16 protein-coding genes and 1 pseudogene are annotated in these 21,594 nt (G+C 57.2%); 7 read left to right on the top strand and 10 right to left on the bottom strand.

Annotated features, from left to right (window positions below; genetic code table 11):
* Positions 1–94: 94 nt before the first annotated feature.
* Positions 95–409, bottom strand: coding sequence for a YsaB family lipoprotein (locus tag ACA108_00450; GenBank protein ID XEX96052.1), 315 nt, complete (start codon positions 407–409; stop codon positions 95–97).
* Between the two features lie 137 nt (positions 410–546).
* On the opposite strand from ACA108_00450, the gene ACA108_00455 reads away from it, so the two are divergent.
* Entirely contained in the window at positions 547–1,542 is a 996-nt protein-coding gene (locus ACA108_00455; protein XEX96053.1) for an acyltransferase, read from the top strand.
* On the opposite strand, the gene ACA108_00460 is transcribed toward ACA108_00455, so the two are convergent.
* The 4 genes from ACA108_00460 to xylA all read right to left on the bottom strand — a co-directional run bounded on the left by ACA108_00460 (position 1,539) and on the right by xylA (position 6,103).
* Entirely contained in the window at positions 1,539–2,459 is a 921-nt protein-coding gene (locus ACA108_00460) for a GlxA family transcriptional regulator (protein ID XEX96054.1), read from the bottom strand. The genes ACA108_00455 and ACA108_00460 overlap by 4 nt on opposite strands.
* Complete coding sequence (locus ACA108_00465; protein XEX96055.1) at positions 2,456–2,998, bottom strand: isochorismatase family protein; 543 nt, start codon at positions 2,996–2,998, stop codon at positions 2,456–2,458. Before ACA108_00465 ends, ACA108_00460 begins: the two co-directional genes overlap by 4 nt.
* Positions 2,999–3,187: 189 nt before the next feature.
* Positions 3,188–4,642 carry a xylulokinase gene (gene xylB / locus ACA108_00470; GenBank protein XEX96056.1) on the bottom strand — a complete coding sequence of 485 codons (1,455 nt, stop codon included), beginning with the start codon at positions 4,640–4,642 and terminating at the stop codon, positions 3,188–3,190.
* A 138-nt stretch (positions 4,643–4,780) separates the two neighbouring features.
* Positions 4,781–6,103: a xylose isomerase gene (gene xylA, locus ACA108_00475; protein XEX96057.1), complete on the bottom strand. Its 1,323-nt coding sequence runs from the start codon at positions 6,101–6,103 to the stop codon at positions 4,781–4,783.
* Positions 6,104–6,477: 374 nt separating this feature from the next.
* Between xylA and xylF the strand changes: the two genes are divergently transcribed.
* The 4 genes from xylF to xylR all read left to right on the top strand — a co-directional run bounded on the left by xylF (position 6,478) and on the right by xylR (position 11,500).
* Complete coding sequence (xylF, locus tag ACA108_00480; GenBank protein ID XEX96058.1) at positions 6,478–7,470, top strand: D-xylose ABC transporter substrate-binding protein; 993 nt, start codon at positions 6,478–6,480, stop codon at positions 7,468–7,470.
* Between the two features lie 56 nt (positions 7,471–7,526).
* Positions 7,527–9,068, top strand: a complete 1,542-nt coding sequence (locus tag ACA108_00485) for a xylose ABC transporter ATP-binding protein (protein ID XEX96059.1) — start codon at positions 7,527–7,529, stop codon at positions 9,066–9,068.
* Complete coding sequence (xylH, locus tag ACA108_00490; GenBank protein XEX96060.1) at positions 9,046–10,227, top strand: xylose ABC transporter permease XylH; 1,182 nt, start codon at positions 9,046–9,048, stop codon at positions 10,225–10,227. The genes ACA108_00485 and xylH overlap by 23 nt, the downstream gene beginning before the upstream one ends.
* A 94-nt stretch (positions 10,228–10,321) precedes the next feature.
* A complete protein-coding gene (xylR, locus tag ACA108_00495) occupies positions 10,322–11,500 on the top strand; it encodes a D-xylose utilization transcriptional activator XylR (GenBank protein ID XEX96061.1) in 1,179 nt (392 codons plus the stop codon).
* 74 nt (positions 11,501–11,574) lie between these two features.
* Here xylR and ACA108_00500 read toward each other — a convergent pair whose 3' ends face one another.
* Positions 11,575–12,417, bottom strand: a complete 843-nt coding sequence (locus ACA108_00500; GenBank protein XEX96062.1) for a protein bax — start codon at positions 12,415–12,417, stop codon at positions 11,575–11,577.
* Positions 12,418–12,733: 316 nt separating this feature from the next.
* Between ACA108_00500 and ACA108_00505 the strand changes: the two genes are divergently transcribed.
* Both ACA108_00505 and avtA read left to right on the top strand, forming a co-directional pair.
* Positions 12,734–14,752 (top strand): alpha-amylase, encoded by a 2,019-nt coding sequence (locus ACA108_00505; protein XEX96063.1) that lies wholly within the window; start codon positions 12,734–12,736, stop codon positions 14,750–14,752.
* Positions 14,753–14,986: 234 nt separating this feature from the next.
* Positions 14,987–16,240 carry a valine--pyruvate transaminase gene (gene avtA, locus ACA108_00510; protein ID XEX96064.1) on the top strand — a complete coding sequence of 418 codons (1,254 nt, stop codon included), beginning with the start codon at positions 14,987–14,989 and terminating at the stop codon, positions 16,238–16,240.
* A gap of 103 nt (positions 16,241–16,343) precedes the next feature.
* On the opposite strand, the gene ACA108_00515 is transcribed toward avtA, so the two are convergent.
* The 4 genes and pseudogenes from ACA108_00515 to hydN form a co-directional block, all read right to left on the bottom strand.
* On the bottom strand, positions 16,344–17,366 hold the full coding sequence (locus ACA108_00515) for a HoxN/HupN/NixA family nickel/cobalt transporter (protein ID XEX96065.1): 1,023 nt from the start codon (positions 17,364–17,366) through the stop codon (positions 16,344–16,346).
* A gap of 4 nt (positions 17,367–17,370) precedes the next feature.
* Positions 17,371–19,608, bottom strand: a complete 2,238-nt coding sequence (hypF, locus tag ACA108_00520; protein XEX96066.1) for a carbamoyltransferase HypF — start codon at positions 19,606–19,608, stop codon at positions 17,371–17,373.
* Positions 19,609–19,780: 172 nt separating this feature from the next.
* Positions 19,781–20,810, bottom strand: a pseudogene (locus tag ACA108_00525) (molybdopterin oxidoreductase family protein).
* 101 nt (positions 20,811–20,911) lie between these two features.
* Positions 20,912–21,457 carry an electron transport protein HydN gene (hydN, locus tag ACA108_00530; protein ID XEX96067.1) on the bottom strand — a complete coding sequence of 182 codons (546 nt, stop codon included), beginning with the start codon at positions 21,455–21,457 and terminating at the stop codon, positions 20,912–20,914.
* Between the last annotated feature and the right edge of the window lie 137 nt (positions 21,458–21,594).

Here is a 21,594-nt window from a genome sequence, read left to right on the forward strand (position 1 = left end):
GGTTTAAAGTGAAGCGGCCAGTATACCCGTTGACCGCAAGATATACAGCCTGAATACGCGCGCAAATCGGGGCTGTTTGCCAACGGTTGCGGCTTTACGCCGTCGAAAGGTGTAAGAATTGACCACTTTGGTCAAAGGAGCAGGTGAAACCTTCCTGACGGACGGTACTGCCTTTTATCTCATAACTTCCCTGATACTGCCTGATATTCCGCAGGCTGATCCGCTGCTCGCGGGTGTTATAGCGGTACGCTGCTTCCTGCCTGCAGGTTTCCACCATCGCGCTGCTTTGCGCAACGGGCTGATGGGCTTTCTGAGCATATTGATGGCTTTCTTTCGTGCTACAGGCGCTGAGCAGCAGCACCATGAGAGCAGCTGCACGGCAGCTATTTTTATTTTCAGGCATTATCATTCACTATCAGTACGTTAAAATTATTGTTGTTATTGACTATTTATTGCCAGCTTGCATTCTGCAAACCTGGCCAGCAGTTGGCAAGGCAGCGAGACAAAACTCAGAAAAAACCATTTAATGATGGTACAGAGGAACGAATGCAGCAAAAAATTAACTGGATTGATAATCTTCGCGGCATCGCCTGCATGATGGTGGTGATGATTCATACCACGACCTGGTACATCACTAATGCGAACGTGGTCACTCCATTTAGTTGGGATTTATCGAACGTGCTGAACTCCGCCTCGCGCGTCAGCGTGCCGCTGTTCTTTATGATTTCCGGCTACCTGTTTTTCGGTGAGCGCAGCGCGCAGCGGCGACACTTTGTGCGTATTGGCCTGTGCCTGCTGTTTTACAGCGTGATTGCGCTCATCTACATAAAGCTCTTCACGCCGATCAGCGTCGGGCTTTCGCTACGCTACCTGTTCCAGAAACCGGTCTTCTACCACCTGTGGTTCTTCTTCGCGATAATCGTTATTTACCTGCTTTCACCGCTAATCCAGGTGAAAAAGACCAGCGCGATGGTGGTGCTGGGGCTGATGGTTTTATTGGGCGTTATCGCCAACCCGAACACGGTGCCGCAGACGCTTGGCAACGTGAAATGGCTGCCCATTAATCTCTATATTCGCGGCGATACGTTTTATTACGTGCTCTACGGCCTGCTGGGGCGGGCGGTCGGCATGCTCGACACACAGAAGAGTTGGATTAGCGGGCTGGCAGCGGGATTATTCGCGCTGTGCGTGGTGTCCATTTCACTGGGGACACATAAGCAGCTGGAAATAAACGGCAATTTCGCCGACACCTTCTACGTCTACTGCGGCCCGCTGGTGTTTATCGCGGCGGTCAGCCTGTTCGTGGTGGTTAAAAACTGTCTCAATGCCGGAGCCGTGCCCGGACTCGCGCTGATATCACGCTATTCGCTGGGGATATACGGCTTCCACGCGCTGATCATCCACTTCCTGCGCACCCACGGCTACCAGGTTACGGCCTGGCCGGTGCTGGATATTCTGTGGATCTTCGGGGCCACGCTCGCGGGCAGCCTGCTGCTGTCTATGGGCTTACAGCGTATCGACACGAGAAGGCTGGTGAGCTAAACGATGTTGCGCGCGCGGGCACGGTGCAGCTGGCGGGGGGAAGAAAACCCTGCCGCCACCGCCGCCTGCTCCAGACGCTGTCCCTGTAACAAACGCTGTTCGGCAACCGCCAGCCGCAGCTGTTCCAGATAGTCCCGCACCGATATTCCCAGATGCTGCTGGAAAAGCCGCGATAAATGTCGCGAACTGACGTGAACCCGCCCGGCAATCTCCTCCACATCCCAGGCTGTCTCCGGCGAGGCCGACAGCAAATCCTGAGCGCGATGCACCGCCGGATGAATATGGTTACGGTAGCGCAGCCACGGTGACAGCTGCGGGTCATCGCCTGAACGGCGGAACCAGACCACCATCTCGCGGGCGACGTCGAGCGCGGCTTTTGGCCCACAGTAACGGTTAATCAGATGCAGCGACAGGTCGATGCCGGAGGTGATCCCGGCGCTCGTCCAGATGCCCCTGTCCTCAATGAAAATCCGGTTGTCCTTAATCTGAGCGGCAGGCGCTGCAGCGCGCAGTCTTGCCAGCACGTCATGATGGGTGGTGCACTGTATGCCGGTGAGCAGCCCGGCCCTGGCGGCGAGCAGCGACCCGGAGCAGACGCACATCAGGTTGATCTGCTGGCTGTGGATCTGCGGCTGCAGGCGGGTGAGCCAGCGGCGCACCGTTTCCGCCTGTGGAGTATCGAAGAAATGATTCGAATCGCTGACGCCCGGTAACACCAGCAGGCTGCCGGGGGGCAGGCTCTCCGGCAGCGGTTCAATGCCGCCGAAGTTAAGGCCGATAGAGGTGGCGACCTGCGGGTCCGGGCCAATGAAGCGCAGGTGAAACGCATCCCCCGCCAGCACCAGCGTCTCTGCCGGGCCGGTCAGATCCAGCGATAAAACACCGGGCAGCACCACGAACCAGACCCCAACACTCACGATAAAGACTCCAGGCACTCGGCAACAGTTTGAACTTCGGCAAAGCGCCCCGCCAGCACCGTTTCGGTGCGGTGGCGCAGGGTCGCGGCATCCAGCGTAACCCCTTTCCAGCGCATCGGAAAGGTGAGCATCGCCTCGCTGACAAAAGAAACCCGATAGCCAAGATCTGACGCAACACGGGTGGTGGTTTCGCAGCACTGCTCGGTGCGAATGCCGCAGATGATCAGGTGATTGATATCCCTTGTGCGCAGCCAGAGGTCCAGGCCGGTATCGGTGAAGGCGTTATGCACGTGCTTGTGGAAAGTCACGTCTGCCGAATGGCGTAAAAAGGGCATTGCCTGAACGTGGCCAGAAGTCAGTGAGAAAGGCCCCTGGTCATCAACGTGAAAGATATCCACCACCGGCACGCCCAGGTCCTGGCAGCCCGCAATCAGCTGGGTTATCGCCTGCTGAAAGTCGGGAACGTCCTCTTCATGCCAGTAGTCGCGATGAAAAAAGGACTGCTGGGTATCAATGTTGATCAAAGCGGAACGGGACATTTTCGGACTCCTCATCGGTAGGTATAACGCCATTGTGGCAAGGGAGGTGGCTGCTGCTAATACCAAAAACGGACAGGATAAGGGTGGTTTGGGACGTGTATTTGTCGGATTCATGTCGGATAACGCTGCGCTTATCCGAGTTACAAACGGGTGGATAAGCGCAAGCGCCATCCACCGCTAAAAAATAACTCAGGACATCAGCGGCAGAAGTTGCTGATAAATCTGGTTAAACACCTGGCGACGCCCGGCATATTTCTGGTGACGCGCCATATCCGGCTGATGCTGCTGCTCAAGGGGAAGCTGAGGCAGCAACGATTGCAGAGGCTGCCCCGGTGACATCGCTATTTGTGCCAGCCGCGCCGCGCCAAGCGCCGGGCCGACGTCGCCGCCGGTGCGGTAATCCAGCGTTTGCCCGCTGATATCCGCCAGCATTTGCCGCCAGTAAGGGCTGCGTGCGCCGCCGCCGATAAGCGTTACGCTTTTGGGCGTAATTCCGCAGGAGTGCACCACGTCCATACCGTCTGCCAGCGCGTAGCCCACGCCCTCAAGCACTGCGCGGGCCAACTCCGCCGGGCCGTGCTGATGGCTCAGGCCAAAGAACACGCCCTTCGCCTGCGGGTTATTGTGCGGGGTGCGTTCCCCGGAGAGGTAAGGCAGGAACCACACCACGCCAGCATCTTCACTGGCCTGTTCCGCCGCTGCAAGCAAAGCGGGTACGCTGCCCAGTCCGGTTAATCTGGCAGCCCAGTCCAGGCAGGAGGCCGCACTGAGCATGACCGACATTAAGTGCCAGCGGTTTGGCAAGGCGTGGCAGAAACTGTGGACCGCGCTTTCCGGTTTGCTGCGGAAGCCGTCACTGACCGCAAAGTAAACGCCAGAAGTCCCCAGCGACAGCATGGCCTGGCCCGCATCGACCATGCCCACGCCGACAGCACCCGCCGCATTATCGCCGCCGCCCGCCACTACCGGTACGGCCGGCATCTTCCAGGCCCTGGCAACGTCTGCTTTTAATACGCCGGCGATTTCGCTGCCTTCGAAAAGCTGTGGCATATGCTGGCGGCTCAGGCGGCAGGCATCGAGCATCGTGTCACTCCAGTCACGCTTTGCCACGTCCAGCCACATTGTGCCCGCCGCGTCGGACAGGTCGCTTGCGAACTCGCCCGTCATACGCAGGCGCAGATAATCCTTCGGCAGCAGGACCTTACTAATTTGCGAGAAAATCTCCGGCTCGTGACGTTCCACCCACAGCAGTTTTGGCGCGGTGAAGCCAGGCATCATCAGGTTGCCGGTAATCTCGCGGGAGCCTTCGACGTTGGCTTCAAGCAGCGCGCACTCTTCGCCGCTGCGGCCGTCGTTCCATAAAATTGCGGGGCGTAACACCTGCTGTTTGCTGTCCAGCAGCGTGGCGCCGTGCATCTGTCCGGCAAGGCCCATGGCTTTTACGCCCTGCAAAGGATGCTGTTCGCCGAGCGCTTTCATTGCCCGATCAGTTGCCTGCCACCAGGACTCAGGATCCTGTTCGGACCACAGAGGATGCGGCCGTGAGACGCTCAAAGGCTCCGTGCGGGATGCCAGCACTTCGCCGTGCTCGCTGAGCAGAATCGCTTTTACGCCCGAGGTACCAAGGTCGATTCCAATGTACATAGTGGCAGTTCCTTATAACCGTTTATTGCAAAGGCCGACGGCGAATTTGCAGGGGGAATAAGTGGAAGCGTCATCCATCACTTTTGCATGAATGGATGACGCAGGGTGTTTCCGCCCTGTAAAAACAGCGGTCAGAAATTACTTATCGAACAGATAGTGGTTAACCAGGTTTTCCAGCAGCTCCTGATGACCGCTCTGGTGCTGTGGCGCCAGGTTGTGCTGTTCAGCGTACTGCGCAATCTGCGCCAGCGACATCTGGCCCTTCAGAATTTGCTGGCCCAGTTCACCATTCCATCCCGCGTAGCGTTTCGCTACACGCTTATCCAGCTCGCCGTCTTCAATCATGCGGGCCGCGATTTTCAGGGACAGGGCCATCACGTCCATGGCACCGATATGACCGTAGAACAGATCGTATTTGTCGGTGCTCTGACGACGAACCTTGGCGTCGAAGTTCAGCCCGCCGGTCGCAAAGCCGCCCGCTTTGAGGATTTCGTACATCACCAAAGCATTTTCTTCCACGCTGTTCGGGAACTGGTCGGTATCCCAGCCCAGCTGTGGGTCGCCGCGGTTGGCATCCACGGATCCGAAGATGCCCAGAGCGATGGCACTGGCGATTTCATGGTGGAAAGAGTGGCCCGCAAGCGTGGCGTGGTTAGCTTCGATGTTTACCTTAATCTCTTTTTCCAGGCCGAACTGCTTCAGGAAGCCGTAGACCGTGGCGACGTCGTAGTCGTACTGGTGCTTGGTCGGCTCCTGCGGTTTTGGCTCGATGAGCAGCGTGCCGCGGAAGCCAATTTTATGTTTGTGCTCAACCACCATCTGCATGAAGCGGCCGATTTGCTCACGCTCCTGGCGCAGGTCGGTGTTCAGCAGGGATTCGTAGCCTTCACGACCGCCCCAGAGCACGTAGTTTTCGCCGCCCAGCTGATGCGTTGCGTTCATGGCTGCCACAACCTGGGAGGCCGCCCAGGAGAAGACTTCCGGGTCCGGGTTGGTGGCTGCCCCTGCGCCGTAGCGCGGGTTGGTGAAGCAGTTTGCGGTGCCCCACAGCAGCTTAACGCCTGTCTCCTGCTGCTTTTGCGCCAGCAGTTCAGTCATCTGCGCGAAGTTGTTCAGATACTCTTTTAAAGAAGCCCCTTCCGGCGAGACGTCGACATCGTGGAAGCAGTAATAGGGCACATTCAGCTTGTGGAAAAATTCGAAGGCGACGTCGGCTTTACGTTTTGCCAGCGCCAGCGCGTCACCGGCCTGCTGCCACGGGCGCTCGAACGCGCCAACGCCGAACATGTCTGCCCCGTTCCAGCAGAAGGTGTGCCAGTAGCAGGCGGCGAAGCGCAGATGCTCTTCCATGCGTTTGCCCAGCACCAGCTCATCAGGGTTGTAGTGGCGGAACGCCAGCGGATTGGTGGATTTAGGGCCTTCAAAGCGAACTTTGTCTAACTGGTCGAAATAGGCTTGCATAATGAACTCCGTAATCAGGAAAACGAGCGGGCGAAAGGAATGTCCGTTTATCCTGAATTTTCCGCAGCAGATGCTCAATTACGTTATTTCACTCTGCGCTTTAGAGAATACCCAAACGTGCGCCACCTCGCAAAAAACGCTGAAAAATAATCAGCAAAATCATTCGAGGCCTATTCCATAAATTATGAGAAACAATGAGTGTGCTAATTTAAAAGAAGATCCCCATCATGATTTGACAATTAAACCAAAAAGCGTAATGGGAAAATAAAAATCTGTAATTGATGATTATTCAAACAACGTCAACAATTCCCTGCGTCTGCACCTGTTCATTCTTCTCTACTCCAAATAATCACCACCCTACAGGTAACAATAATATGAAGATTAAGAACCTCTTACTGACATTATGTGCATCGCTGGTACTCACCAGCGTGAGCGGCATCGCCAAAGAAGTCAAAATCGGTATGGCCATTGATGACCTGCGCCTTGAGCGCTGGCAGAAAGACCGCGATATCTTTGTGAAGAAAGCAGAATCGCTGGGGGCGAAGGTGTTTGTCCAGTCCGCCAACGGCAACGAAGAGACCCAGATGTCGCAAATTGAAAACATGATCAACCGCGGCGTGGATGTGCTGGTCATTATTCCTTACAACGGACAGGTTTTAAGTAACGTCGTCGCCGAGGCGAAACGTGAAGGCATTAAAGTACTCGCTTACGATCGCATGATTAATAATGCGGATATTGACTATTACATCTCGTTCGACAATGAGAAAGTCGGCGAACTTCAGGCGCAAAGCATTGTTGCTAAAGTGCCTTCCGGTAATTATTTCTTAATGGGCGGCTCGCCGGTTGATAATAACGCCAAGCTTTTCCGTGCCGGGCAGATGAAAGTCTTAAAACCCTATATTGATAGCGGGAAAATAAAAGTCGTGGGCGATCAGTGGGCGGACGGCTGGCTGCCGGAAAACGCGCTGAAAATTATGGAAAACGCCCTGACGGCGAACAACAACAAAATTGATGCCGTCGTCGCCTCAAACGATGCTACCGCAGGCGGGGCTATTCAGGCTCTTAGCGCGCAAGGGCTGGCGGGGAAAGTGGCTATTTCCGGTCAGGATGCGGATCTGGCGGGGGTGAAGCGCATTATGGCGGGTACGCAAACTATGACGGTTTATAAGCCGATCACCAAACTGGCGAATACCGCAGCGGAAATTGCCGTGGAGCTGGGCGAAGGTAAAACGCCGGCTTCGGATGCCAAACTCAATAACGGCCTGAAAGATGTCCCTTCCCGTCTGTTAACGCCAATTGAAGTCGATAAGGCCAATATCGACAGCACCGTGGTGGCGGACGGTTTCCACAAGAAGAGCGAGCTGTAACCTTTTCGCCCGCAGCACCTGCGGGCGGCAACCTTTAGCCAGATGGGAGAAGGGTTATGCCTTACTTGCTGGAAATGAAACAGATCACCAAAGCTTTTGGCGTGGTGAAGGCAGTGGATAACGTCAGCCTGTCGCTCAACGCCGGGGAAGTGATGTCTCTGTGCGGGGAGAACGGCTCCGGGAAATCCACGCTGATGAAAGTGCTGTGCGGCATCTACCCCTACGGCAGCTACGAGGGTGAAATCTGGTTTGCCGGGGAAAAGTTACAGGCCGCCCACATTCGCGATACCGAACGCAAGGGTATCGCCATCATCCACCAGGAGCTGGCGCTGGTGAAGCATCTCACCATCCTGGAAAACATCTTTCTCGGCGCTGAAATCACCCGCTTTGGCGTGCTGGACTACGAAAGCATGACCCTGCGCTGCCAGAAGCTGCTTGCGCAGGTCAGCCTGAATATTTCTCCGGATACGCGAGTGGGCGAACTGGGGCTCGGGCAGCAGCAGCTGGTGGAAATCGCCAAGGCGCTGAATAAACAGGTGCGGCTGCTGATTCTGGATGAGCCCACGGCCTCGCTCACCGAACAGGAAACGGCCATTTTACTGAGGATTATTCGCGATCTGCAGGATCACGACATCGCCTGCATCTACATCTCCCACAAGCTCAACGAGGTAAAAGCGATCTCCGACACCATTTGCGTGATCCGCGACGGGCAGCCCATCGGCACTCGGGATGCGGCCCAAATGAGCGAGGATGACATTATTACCATGATGGTGGGCCGCGAACTGACGGCGCTCTATCCCAGCGAGCCACACCAGACCGGCGAGGAGATTCTCCGCGTTGAGCATCTCACCGCCTGGCACCCGATTAACCGGCAGATCAAGCGGGTAAACGACGTGTCTTTTTCCCTGCGTAAAGGAGAAATTTTGGGGATTGCCGGGCTGGTAGGGGCAGGGCGTACCGAGGCGGTCCAGTGCCTGTTCGGCGTCTGGCCGGGCAGGTCGGAGGGGCAGATCTATATCGACAACAGGCCGGTAAAAATCAGCCGCTGCCAGCAGGCTATAGCACACGGCATCGCCATGGTGCCGGAAGACCGCAAACGAGACGGCATCGTGCCGGTGATGGCGGTGGGGCAGAACATTACGCTGGCTTCGCTGGGGCAGTTTTCCGGCGTGTTATCAAGCCTGGACGACGCCGCCGAACAAAACTGCATCCTGCAGTCCATTCAGCGGCTAAAGGTGAAAACCTCCTCGCCGGAGCTGGCCATCGGTCGCCTCTCCGGCGGCAACCAGCAAAAGGCCATTCTCGCCCGCTGCCTGCTGCTCAATCCACGCATTCTCATTCTCGACGAGCCTACACGCGGCATTGATATCGGGGCCAAATACGAAATCTACAAGCTGATAAATCAGCTGGTGCAGCAGGGCATAGCGGTGATTGTCATCTCCTCTGAGCTGCCCGAAGTGCTGGGGCTGAGCGACCGGGTGCTGGTGATGCACGAGGGGCGTATCAAAGCCGATTTGATCAACAACAACCTGACCCAGGAACAGGTTATGGAAGCCGCACTGAGGAGTGACCACCATGTCGAAAAGCAACCCGTCTGAAATCAAACTGGCGGCCCCGCTGGCGACCCCGTTTGCCGGCCTGAAGGCGATGAACCTGCAGGTGTTTGTGATGATTGCCGCGATTGTGGCCATCGTGCTGTTCTTTACCTGGACCACCGACGGCGCCTATCTGAGCGCGCGTAACGTCTCTAACCTGCTGCGCCAGACGGCCATTACCGGGATTCTGGCGGTGGGCATGGTGTTCGTGATTATCTCGGCGGAAATCGATCTCTCCGTCGGCTCGATGATGGGGCTGTTGGGCGGCGTGGCGGCAATCTTTGACGTCTGGCTGGGCTGGCCGCTGCCGTTAACCATTGTGGTCACGCTCGCGCTCGGCCTGGTGCTGGGGGCATGGAACGGCTGGTGGGTTGCCTATCGCAAGGTGCCGTCGTTTATCGTCACTCTTGCGGGCATGCTGGCGTTTCGCGGCGTATTAATCGGCATTACCAACGGCACCACGGTTTCGCCGACGAGCGCGGCCATGTCGCAAATCGGCCAGAGCTACCTGCCGGATGGCATCGGCTTTGGCGCAGGCGTGCTGGCGCTGGTGGCCTTTGTCGGCTGGCAATGGCGGCTGCGCATGCGCCGTCAGGCGCTGGGGCTGGTCACGCCAGCCTCCACCGGCATCGTGGGGCGGCAGGCCATCACGGCTGTGATTGTGCTCGGGGCGATATGGCTGCTCAACGACTATCGTGGCGTCCCCACGCCGGTGCTCATTTTAACCCTGCTGCTGCTGGCGGGGATGTTTATGGCTACCCGCACCGCCTTTGGCCGTCGAATCTATGCCATTGGCGGCAACATCGAAGCGGCGCGGCTTTCCGGGATTAACGTCGAACGCACCAAGCTGGCGGTCTTCGCTATCAACGGCCTGATGGTGGCCATTGCCGGACTGATCCTCAGCTCGCGACTGGGGGCCGGTTCGCCTTCTGCGGGGAATATTGCCGAACTGGATGCCATCGCCGCCTGCGTCATCGGCGGCACCAGCCTTGCAGGGGGCATCGGCAGCGTCGCCGGGGCTGTCATGGGCGCCTTTATTATGGCTTCGCTGGATAACGGTATGAGTATGATGGACGTACCGACTTTCTGGCAGTACATCGTTAAGGGGGCCATTTTACTGCTGGCGGTGTGGATGGATTCCGCCACCAAGCGCCGGGCGTGAGAATGTGCAGGCGATCACAATGCCGGGGAACGAAACCCCGGTTTTGTCCTTTGCTATGGTATTCAAATACCGGGTAATTTCAGGAATCTTTAGCATGTTTGAGAAGCGTCATCGCATTACGTTGTTATTCAATGCCAACAAAGCCTACGACCGTCAGGTGGTAGAGGGCGTGGGTGAATATTTGCAGGCGTCTCAATCAGAATGGGACATCTTTATCGAAGAGGATTTCCGCGCGCGTATCGACAACATCAGGGAGTGTTTAGGCGACGGCGTAATTGCGGATTTTGACGACGAGGAGATCGAAAGCTTACTGCACGGGGCGGGCGTGCCGATTGTGGGCGTCGGCGGCTCCTATTACCTGGCGGAAAACTATCCTCCGGTGCACTACATTGCTACCGACAACTTCGCGCTGGTGCAGAGCGCCTTTTTGCACCTGAAAGAGAAGGGCGTGAACCGCTTTGCGTTCTACGGGCTACCCGGCTCCAGCAACAAGCGCTGGGCGGTTGAGCGGGAGCATGCGTTTCGCCAACTGGTGGCGGAAGAGAAATACCGTGGCGTGGTCTATCAGGGCATAGAAACCGCGCCGGAGAACTGGCAGCACGCGCAGAACCGCCTGGCAGATTGGGTGCAGACCCTGCCGCCGCAAACGGGGATTATCGCCGTGACGGACGCCCGTGCTCGCCATCTGCTCCAGGTCTGTGAACATCTGCATATCCCTGTGCCGGAAAAGCTCTGCGTGATTGGCATTGATAACGAAGAGCTGACGCGCTATCTCTCCAGGGTCGCTTTGTCATCCGTGGCGCAGGGGACCAGGCAGATGGGCTATCAGGCTGCCAAACTGCTGCATCGCCTGCTGGATAACGAAGAACTCCAGCTTCAGCGCGTGCTGGTGCCGCCGGTGCGCGTGGTGGAACGCCGCTCGACCGACTACCGCTCTCTGCACGACCCCGCGGTCATTCAGGCGATGCACTACATCCGCAATCACGCCTGTAAAGGCATTAAGGTTGAGCAGGTGCTGGATGCGGTGGGTATCTCACGATCAAATCTGGAAAAGCGCTTCAAGGAGGAGGTGGGGGAAACGATTCATGCAGTGATTCACGCAGAGAAATTAGATAAGGCGCGCAGTTTACTGATCTCTACTTCCTTGTCGATAAACGAAATTTCACAGATGTGTGGCTATCCGTCGCTGCAATATTTTTATTCGGTCTTTAAAAAAGAGTATGACGCGACGCCAAAAGAGCATCGGGAACGTTTTAGCGAAATTTTAGTTTGAGTTTCTAAACATAAAAAACGCCTTCCGTAGAAGGCGTTTAATTAAATACACTTAGTTAACGATGAATTAACAATTTAGTTGGCGACCATTAAACGCTGGTTGCTCTGATACATCGCAAACAGGAAATTATTATAGCTGCTGCCGCGTGTGGAATACCCTTTCAGCTTATGGATCATATTGCTGGCCGTTACTTCCTGATCCGCTTTGCGCAACTGCGCGCGCGATTTACGGAATGACTTGTAGGCTGGGTGCGTGTTCAGGTTGACCGCGTAGGCATTAACACCTTCTTTCAACGAGTCGAAGTGCTGATAGCCTTTCACCTTGCCAGAACCGCTGTTGCAGTGGTGTTTGCTGCACTTCATGCCGAAAAGGTTGTTGTTGTTACGGGCAAGCTTAGAGGTACCCCAGCCGCTTTCTGCCGCCGCCATAGTCGCCACCATCTTGGTAGGAATGATGTCGACTTTTTCCATCAGCGTATTCCACGGCACACGGTTGGTGTTGCCGTTCCACGCGATTTTATAGCGTTTGGTGATGCCTTTCAGGCGTGTGCGCTCAGATGGCGACCAGCGCTGCTCGTACTGCTTGGAAACCAGCCAATTACGGTCAGCAGCGATCGCTGCATTTTGACTGGTAATGTATGGCATGATCGTCCGGAGAAACGCCTTTTTCCTGGGTGTTCCGGAAGGGTATTTTCGCAAATCAGGGAGAGATGCCAGTTCACTATTGCGAGAATACTCTTTCTTACTACTTGCCAACTTATTACTTTCAGTCTTGCTGCTTACTGCTTTGCTACTCTTTGCTAAATGGGCTTTATGCGATTTTGGCTCATGGCTACTTGCTATAACCCCAGTTGAAAAACTGAAGGTGAGTAGCATGAGTATCGCAGCCCCAAATCGTCGGATTGGGGTTGATATCATTAGATCTCCTGGGCGGATCGCTGCGTGTCTGGTGCCTTAATTGTCAAAGGATTCGAACAAATTAAACGCGAATGTTAGCAAAAATAACCTGCCAGGGCATCAAAAGAAATAGTACGAATCCGAAACGATGTCACGTACGAACTCCTTATGACGGCGTAAAGTAGCGTTATTTGCATGAGTTATCGCATATTTTAGCGGAATGCTATCGCCATCACTCAACCGGCGTTCTCCTCCCTCTCATCCCGGCTAAAGGATGAATATCCTTTTTAAAAACAATGTCAGACTGTTTAAAAGACGCTCAAGGGTAAAAAAAATAATGAACAAAACTCCTCTGTTACTTTTACTGTTCCCTGGTCTGGCGCTGGCAAACTGGTCGGCAACGGGCCTTTCGGCGTTTGATGAACAAAGCCCCGGTCTGTTTGTCAGTCAGTCAAAGCTTGAGAAGGGTACGCTGCCTTTAAATCTGAAACTTGACCAGACGTGCTGGCAGCCTGCCGAAACAATCAAACTCAACCAGATGCTGTCGCTGAAGCCTTGCGTAGGTGCGCCGCCGGAGTGGAAATTGTTCCGCGACGGTGAGTATCAGGTGCAAATCGACACCCGCAGCGGCACGCCTACGCTGATGCTTAGCGTCAAAAGCGCAGCCAGCGTCACGCCAGCTGATATCATCCGCCAGTGCCCGAAATGGGACGGCAAACCGCTAACGGTGGACGTGAGCAAAACCTTCCCGGAAGCCAGCGAAGTGCGGGATTTCTACAGCGGGCAGACCGCAACGGTCAAAGATGGGCAAATTACGCTGATGCCTGCGGCTAACAGCAACGGCCTGCTGCTGCTGGAAAACGCCATCACGCAGAAAACTGCCGCATTCAGCTGGCATAATGCAACGGTCTATTTTGTGCTGACCGATCGCTTCGAGAATGGCGATCCCGCCAACGACAACAGCTATGGCAGACATAAAGACGGTATGCAAGAGATTGCCACCTTCCACGGAGGCGACCTTATGGGCCTGACCAGCAAACTGGACTATCTGCAAAACCTCGGTGTTAACGCGCTGTGGATAAGCTCGCCGCTGGAGCAGATCCATGGCTGGGTGGGCGGCGGCACCAAAGGGGACTTCCCCCACTACGCCTATCACGGCTACTACACCATGGACTGGACAAAGCTCGACGCCAACATGGGCAGCGAGGACGATCTGCGCAGGCTGGTGGACGAGGCGCACAAGCGCGGCATTCGCATCATTTTCGATATCGTCATGAACCATACCGGCTACGCGACGCTCGCGGATATGCAGGAATATCAATTTGGCGCGCTGTACCTGAATGGCGACGAGGTGACCAAAGCGCTCGGCAAGCGGTGGACAGACTGGAAGCCCGGCCCGGGGCAGAGCTGGCACACTTTTAACGATTACATCAACTTCAGCGACAAAGCCGCGTGGGATAGCTGGTGGGGCAAAAACTGGATCCGCACCGATATCGGCGACTACGACAATCCCGGCTTTGACGATCTCACCCTGTCGCTGGCGTTCCTGCCCGACCTAAAAACTGAATCTACCGGGGTAGCCGGGCTGCCGGTATTTTACCGCCACAAGCCGGATACCAACGCGAAAGAGATAGCCGGGTATACGGTGCGCGATTATATGACCTACTGGTTAAGCCAGTGGGTGCGGGATTACGGTATCGATGGTTTCCGTGTCGATACGGCTAAGCATGTGGAGAAGGCGGCATGGAAGCAGCTGAAAGCACAGTCCGTGGAAGCGCTGGCGGCGTGGAAGAAGGCTAACCCTGACAAGAAAATGGACGATACGCCATTCTGGATGACGGGGGAGGCCTGGGGCCACGGCGTCATGAAGAGCGACTATTACAGCAGCGGCTTCGACGCGATGATCAATTTTGACTACCAGGAGCAGGCAGCGAAAGCGACGGACTGCCTGGCGAACATGGATCTGACCTGGCAGCAGATGGCGGAGAAGTTGCAGAGCTTTAACGTGATGAGCTACCTGTCCTCGCACGACACCCGCCTGTTTCGCGAAAGCGGCCAGCGCGCCGCTGAACTACTCTTGCTGGCCCCGGGCGCTGTGCAGATCTTCTACGGTGATGAGACGGAGCGCCCGTTCGGCCCGACCGGCTCCGACCCGCTGCAGGGAACGCGCTCCGGGATGAACTGGGGTAAAAACGCCGCCACCCTGGCGCACTGGCAGAAAATCAGCCAGTTCCGCGCGCGCCACCCGGCGGTAGGTGCGGGCACGCAGACGACGCTGAGCATGAAGGAAGGTTACGGATTCAGCCGCCGGACGGCAGATGACAGGGTAATGGTGGTCTGGGCAGGTAACCCATAACCAGCGGTAAACACACCTATAGGCCGGATAAGCGAAGCGCCATCCGGCAAACCAGAACCGTAGGCCGGATAAGCAAAGCGTCATCCGGCGTGATCTTCACCTCAGCATTTAATGCTATCCATCCTCATCAGAGCAGCATATTGCCAGGGACGGGCTATCCTTAATGCGTTTGCACCATGGCATCTGCGGCGTTATGGTTAGCCTCTTTCTGATAGCAAGCGACAGACCCACGTTATGACGTTTTCACTTTTCGGCGACAAATTTACCCGCCATTCAGGCATTACGCGCCTGATGGAGGACCTCAACGACGGTTTACGGACGCCCGGTGCGATCATGCTCGGCGGCGGTAACCCGGCGCAGATCCCCGCGATGAACGATTATTTTCAGAATCTGCTGGCAGAAATGCTGGCGAGCGGGAAAATGACCGATGCGCTCTGTAATTACGACGGTCCGCAGGGGAAAAGTGAGCTGCTGAACGCGCTGGCCGGTATGCTGCGTAACGAATTAGGCTGGGATATCGAGCCGCAGAATATTGCACTGACAAATGGCAGTCAGAGCGCGTTTTTCTACTTGTTTAACCTGTTTGCTGGCCGCCACGCGGATGGCAGTACTAAAAAAGTGCTTTTCCCGCTGGCTCCTGAATACATTGGCTACGCCGATGCGGGCCTTGAAGAAGATCTGTTCGTTTCAACTCGCCCAAACATTGAGCTGCTGCCGAACGGCCAGTTTAAGTACCATGTCGACTTCGAACATCTGCAAATCGGCGAAGATACCGGCATGATTTGCGTTTCACGGCCTACAAACCCTACGGGTAACGTCATTACTGACGAAGAGCTGATGAAACTCGACGTTCTGGCGCACCAGCACGGTATTCCGCTGGTTATCGATAACGCCTACGGCGTGCCGTTCCCGGGCATAATCTTTAGTGAAGCGCGCCCGCTGTGGAATCCCAACATCGTGCTGTGCATGAGCCTGTCGAAGCTGGGCCTGCCGGGCAGCCGCTGCGGGATTATCATCGCCAACGAGAAAATCATCTCCGCCATAAAAAACATGAACGGCATTATCAGCCTCGCTCCGGGCGGGATTGGGCCAGCCATGGCCGCAGAGATGATCAAGCGTAACGACCTGCTGCATTTATCTGAAACGGTAATCAAACCGTTCTATTACGAGCGCGTTCAGCAGACAATCGGGGTTATTCGCCGCTACTTGTCAGAAGATCGCTGCCTGATCCACAAACCAGAGGGCGCAATTTTTCTCTGGCTATGGTTCAAAGACCTGCCGATCACTACCGAACTCCTGTATCAGCGCCTGAAAAAGCGCGGCGTACTGATGGTGCCGGGAGACTACTTCTTCCCAGGCCTGGACAAGCCGTGGCCGCACACGCATCAGTGTATGCGCATGAACTACGTGCCGGAGCCGGAGAAAATCGAAGCGGGCGTGAAGATTCTGGCCGAAGAGATAGAGCGCGCCTGGGCCGAGGCAAAGTAAAAGTTAAACGAAGCGGTGCCCGATGACGCTATCGCTCATCCGACCTACAAACTCCGCGTCTGGCTTGTAGGGTGGATAAGCGATAGCGTCATCCACCAAACTTTTAGCGAACCACCAAAGAGTCGTACCCCTTCCAGCGGTAGTTGAGCATCGAAATTCCCCAGCAGGCCATAAACAGCCCGACGACTACAAAGCCCGCGTTGCCCAGGTTTTCGTTAAGGGCGATGACCCATTGCCAGACACCTGAATGCAGATCGAACTTATCCGCCAGCAGCCCCAGCGCCTCCATGGTGCCGATAAACAGCGCGACGACCACCGAAGTGCCGGTGATGGTCATGTTGTAGTAGAGCTTGCGCTGCGGTTTGTTAAACGCCCAGCCGTAGGCGCCAACCATAATCACGTTATCGAGCGTATCGACCAGCGCCATGCCGCTGGCAAACAGCGCCGGGAAGATCAGAATCGACCAGATGGACATGCCGCTCGACGCGCTGGCTGCGGAAATGCCAAGCACGCCAATTTCCGTGGCGGTATCAAAGCCTAAGCCAAACAGGAAGCCGACAAAATACACATGCCAGCTTTTGCCAATCAGGCGGAAAATGGAGCGAAACAGCCAGCTCATGACGCCGCCGCCGCTAAAATCCGCCGTGTCCACAGCCTGCGGCTCGCCGTTTTTCAGCTGGCGGAAGCTGCGCCAGACGCCGCGTAAAATAACCAGGTTCACCAGCGCCATCGCCAGCAGGAAGCAGGCGGAGACCGCCGTGCCAATCACGCGGCCCACGTCATGGAACCAGCCCATCCTGCTCTGGAACGCCGCAGCGGTAGCGGCTATGGTGATGGAGGCCAGAATCACGATGCTCGAGTGGCCCAGCGAGAACCAGGCACCGATGCCAAACGGGCGTTTTCCCTGCTGCATCATTTTGCGCGTTACGTTATCGATCGCCGCTATATGGTCGGCGTCCACGGCATGGCGCAGGCCGTAGGACCAGGCAAGCAGGCTTGCCGCCATCAGCGCCGTGCTGTGATGAAACGAAACCAGCGCCCAGGCCCAGGCCGCAAGGTTAGCGACGACCAGCCCCGCCAGCAGGACGGCGGCTCGTGGATTGTCTCGCAAAACTCGTACAAACATCTTTTTATCCTTTTGATGCAGTCAACAGACGGGAGGCCACAACAACAGCCTGCCCCAGAGAAAGGGCACCGTCGCCCGCGGGCAACCGTGTCGGGAAAAGCAGAGTGAAATCTGCGAGATGGTGCGCAAACCGCTCGCGCATCAGGCTGTTATGCAGGACGCCACCGCTGAAAACAATCGTCGTGATACGCAGCCGCTCCGCGTGCAGCCTCGCCAGATCGGCAAAGCCTTTAGCGAGCGCATCGTGGAATGCCCAGGCGCGGGCCGGGGCAGGTTCATGCCAGGCCAGCCACTGCCGCCAGAAAATCCGGAGGTCGGGTTGGCCGTCTTTCAGTGGCAGGGTGACCGGATGCGCGCATGAGGGGCTTTGAGCCGCAAGGGCTTCAAAACGGCAGGCCGCTTCCCCTTCGTAACTTTGCACCTCCGGCGCACAGTTCAGGGCGCAGGCGGCGGCGTCGAACAGCCGTCCCGCCGAAGAGGCCAGCGGCGAGTTGATTCTGCGTCCAATCGCTCTCGAGAGCGGCTGCCACGCCTGCTGACGAACGGCGGCGGTTTCGGAACGCAGCCGCCAGTCCGGCACATAGGCCAGACAATGGGCGAGGAGGTTACGCCACGGCTGATGCGCGGCAAGATCGCCGCCCGGAAGCGCCACCGCTGGCAGCCCGCCCAGGCGTTCACAGCGCTGATAGCTGACCCGCAGGCATTCGCCGCCCCACAGCTCGCTATGCTCACCAAGGCCGATGCCGTCGAGCGTCAGGGCAATGACTTCGCCGCCGTCCAGCGGCCATGCGTGCTCCGCAAGGCAGGCCGCGGCATGGGCGTGATGATGCAGGACTTCACTGACGGGCAGCCCCATTTCTCGTCCCAGCAGGGCGCTGCGGTAGCCGGGGTGGGCGTCGGTTGCGATATGCTGCGGCGTAAAGTCGTAGGCCTCGCACATTAGCTTACGCGCCCGCAGCCACTGCTCCTCAACGCCTTCCTCCGACAAATCTCCCAAATGTTGGCTTAGCACCGCCTGATTCCCGCGCAGCAGGCAGAAGGTATTTTTCATGTCCGTGCCCGTCGCCAGTATCGGCGGCAGGTTAATAAAGCCAGGCGGCAGCGGCAGGGCATCCGGCACGAAGCCACGGGCGCGGCGCAGCATCTCCCCATTGGCCCGGATAACGGAATCATCCATGCGCTGCACGATATCGCGATTGTGCAGCAGCCAGCCGTCGGCTATCCCGGCGAGATCGCAGAGCGCCTGTTCATTGGTCAGAGCAGGAGGCTTGCCGTTCAGGTTGCCGGAGGTCATCACCAGCGGCGCGCCGAAGTCCTGCATCAGCAGGTGTTGTAGCGGACTGGACGGCAGCATCACGCCGGTTTCCGTGAGGTGCGGGGCAATGCCGTCGCTCAGGCCGCGCAGCAGGGTTTTGTCCATCAGGACAATCGGGGCCACGGGCGTGTCGAGCTGCGAGCGGACTTCGTCAGGCAACGGCGTTGCCAGCGGCACCATCACCGCCAGCGGTTTACCCGGACGGCGTTTGCGCTCGCGCAGGCGTGCCACGGCGGCATCGTTGCGGGCGTCTACCGCCAGATGAAAGCCGCCGAGGCCCTTGATAGCGACAATTTTCCCGGTCTTCAACGCGACAACGGCGGCGAGCAGCGCAGGCTCGTGCTCCAGATGCAGCTTACCGGCCTGCCAGCTAATCTGCGGCCCGCAGTCGGGGCAGGCGACGGGCTGGGCGTGGAAGCGGCGGTCCGCCGGATCCCGGTACTCTTTTTCGCACCCGGGACAGAGCGGGAAGCCTGCCATCACCGTTTTCGGGCGGTCATAAGGCATGCCGTGGGTAATGGTGAAGCGCGGGCCGCAGTGGGTGCAGTTGATAAACGGATAGCGGTAGCGGCGCTCCGCCGGATCGTTAAGCTCGCGCAGGCATTGCGGGCAGGTCGCCGCGTCCGGCACAATCTGCGTGTCCATCACGCAGCCGCCGCTCTGGCGGATGGTGAAACCGGCAGGCAGCATATCCCAGACCATTGCGCTTTGTTCGACGGCGTCGATGCGGGCCAGCGGCGGGCAGTAGGCGTGCAGCCTGGCAATAAACTCGTCAACACCCGTGGCCAGGCGCACGACTACCCCGGCACCGTCATTACAGACGTCGCCGCAGAGGCTAAGCCGCTGGGCAAGCTGCCAGACGAAAGGCCGGAAGCCAACGCCCTGTACTTTGCCGCGAATACGCAGGATTACGCCGTTAAATTCCAAAATCTATCTCACAAATTAAAAAATTGCCGGATGGCGCTGACGCTTATCCGACCTACGGGTTGTTGGGGGGATAAGCGAAGCGTCATCCACAGTTTCAAACGTTGGCTTCCACCGCCTGCCGCAGCCGCGCCTTCATCTCGCTGTAGGTCGTCTGCGCGTAGGTTTCGGCCCACTGCTGGTCGGCAATGCCGCTGACGTTTACCGCGCAGTATTTGGTTTCCGGTGTTTTGGATACCGGATCCAGGTTGTCCTGCGTCAGCTCGTTGCAGGTGCCGATCCACCACTGGTAGGTCATATACACCGAGCCTCTGTTAATGCGCTCGCTGACGTCCGCCCGGCTGATTACCCTGCCGCGACGCGGCAAACAGCTGGCCTTTGCTGGTTGGGGTGTCGAGCCTGCTGTCTTTGTAGAGATAAGGCGTGCCGGGATGGTCGAGCGTCGGGCACGGCCACTGCACGTGGCCCATGTCGCCCATTTTTTCGTAGGTGACGCCGTAGAACAGCGGGCACAGCTCGCGCATCTCGTCCCAGATCTGCTGGTTGCTGTCGTAATGTATCGGGTAGCCCATTTCGCTGGCGATCAGGCTGATGATTTCCCAGTCGCGCTTAACGTTGTACTTCGGCTCGATGGCCTTTTCGAAGCGCTGGAAGCCGCGGTCGGCGCAGGTAAAAACGCCGACGTTTTCACGGCCCAGGTTGCCGGTCAGCAGCGCGAGGCTGGACAGCCTTTTTACCACGTCCACCGCCTGGCTAAACTGCGTAACGCCCATGCCCCACATGATGGTGGCGGAAGGCGCGGCGGCGAAGGTGCGCATTGCCTGACGCACCTGCTGCGCGGGCACGCCGGTCAGATGCTCGACGTCTTCAGGCGCGTAGCCTTTAACGATTTCCCGGTAGGCTTCCAGCCCTTCGGTATGCTTCGCCACGTACTCTTTATCGTAGAGATTCTCTTCCAGCAGCACGTGGGCAAAGGCGTTAACCAGCGCCATATTGCAGCCGTTTTTCAGCTGGAGGTGCTGATCGGCGATGCGGGCGGTTTCGATACAACGCGGATCGCAGACGATGATTTTAGCGCCGTTTTCTTTCGCTTTAATGACTCTTCGCGCCACGATCGGGTGTGAATCGGCGCAGTTGTAGCCAAAAACCAGCAAGCACTTTGACTTTTCGATATCGCCGATGGCGTTGCTCATCGCGCCTCCCCCCCGCTCACCGGCTGAAGCTTGCCGCCCGCGCCGCAGTACGGGCAGACGTTGGTAATTTTTTTCATCAGTAACAGACCTGTTAAAAGTTGAAATTCACGAGTTTAGAAAAGCAGGGATGTGCTGGCATCAAGCGCGGCGCGACGACGCTTTTCAGCGCTCATCTGCTCAAGCTTGTTGCGGTCAACGCAGATAATGGCGTTGGTCGGACAGGCCGCAATACAGGCCGGGCCGGTTTCCTGGTGGTGGCAAAGGTCGCACTTGTTGGCCTCGGCTTTTTCGGCCATCACGTTCACGCCCGCGCCGCTGTTGCGGACAACCGGACGAACGACGACCTCCATCGCGCCATAGGGGCAGGCGACCACGCAGGTTTTGCAGCCGATGCAGCGTTCCTGCATCACGTTCACAAAACCGTGCTCGCGGCTGATGGCCCCGTTCGGACAGACGTTGGCGCAGGGCGCGTCTTCACACTGGCGGCACATCATGGCGGTAGAAACGTTCACGCCCTTAATGACGTGAATGCGCGGCAGGAAGGCCTGTGGCGCTATAGTCGCGCAATCCTGATCCTGCTGGTGGGAAACGACGCAGGCCACTTCGCAGGTGCGGCAGCCAATACATTTGCTCGAATCCGTAATGATGAAGCGGTTCATCAAAGCCTCCGGGTGGGTGAGTTATCGTGGGCTTTGCTATACATAAAGCGTGCCAGGTTTTAATTTGCTGTTATGCAAGGTTATTTATTTGCGAAGGGGTGGGGAGGCAGTGACATCGACACTTATGACGATGTCAT

The sequence above is a fragment of the Dryocola sp. LX212 genome, from assembly GCA_041504365.1.
Classification (GTDB): Bacteria; Pseudomonadota; Gammaproteobacteria; order Enterobacterales; family Enterobacteriaceae; genus Dryocola.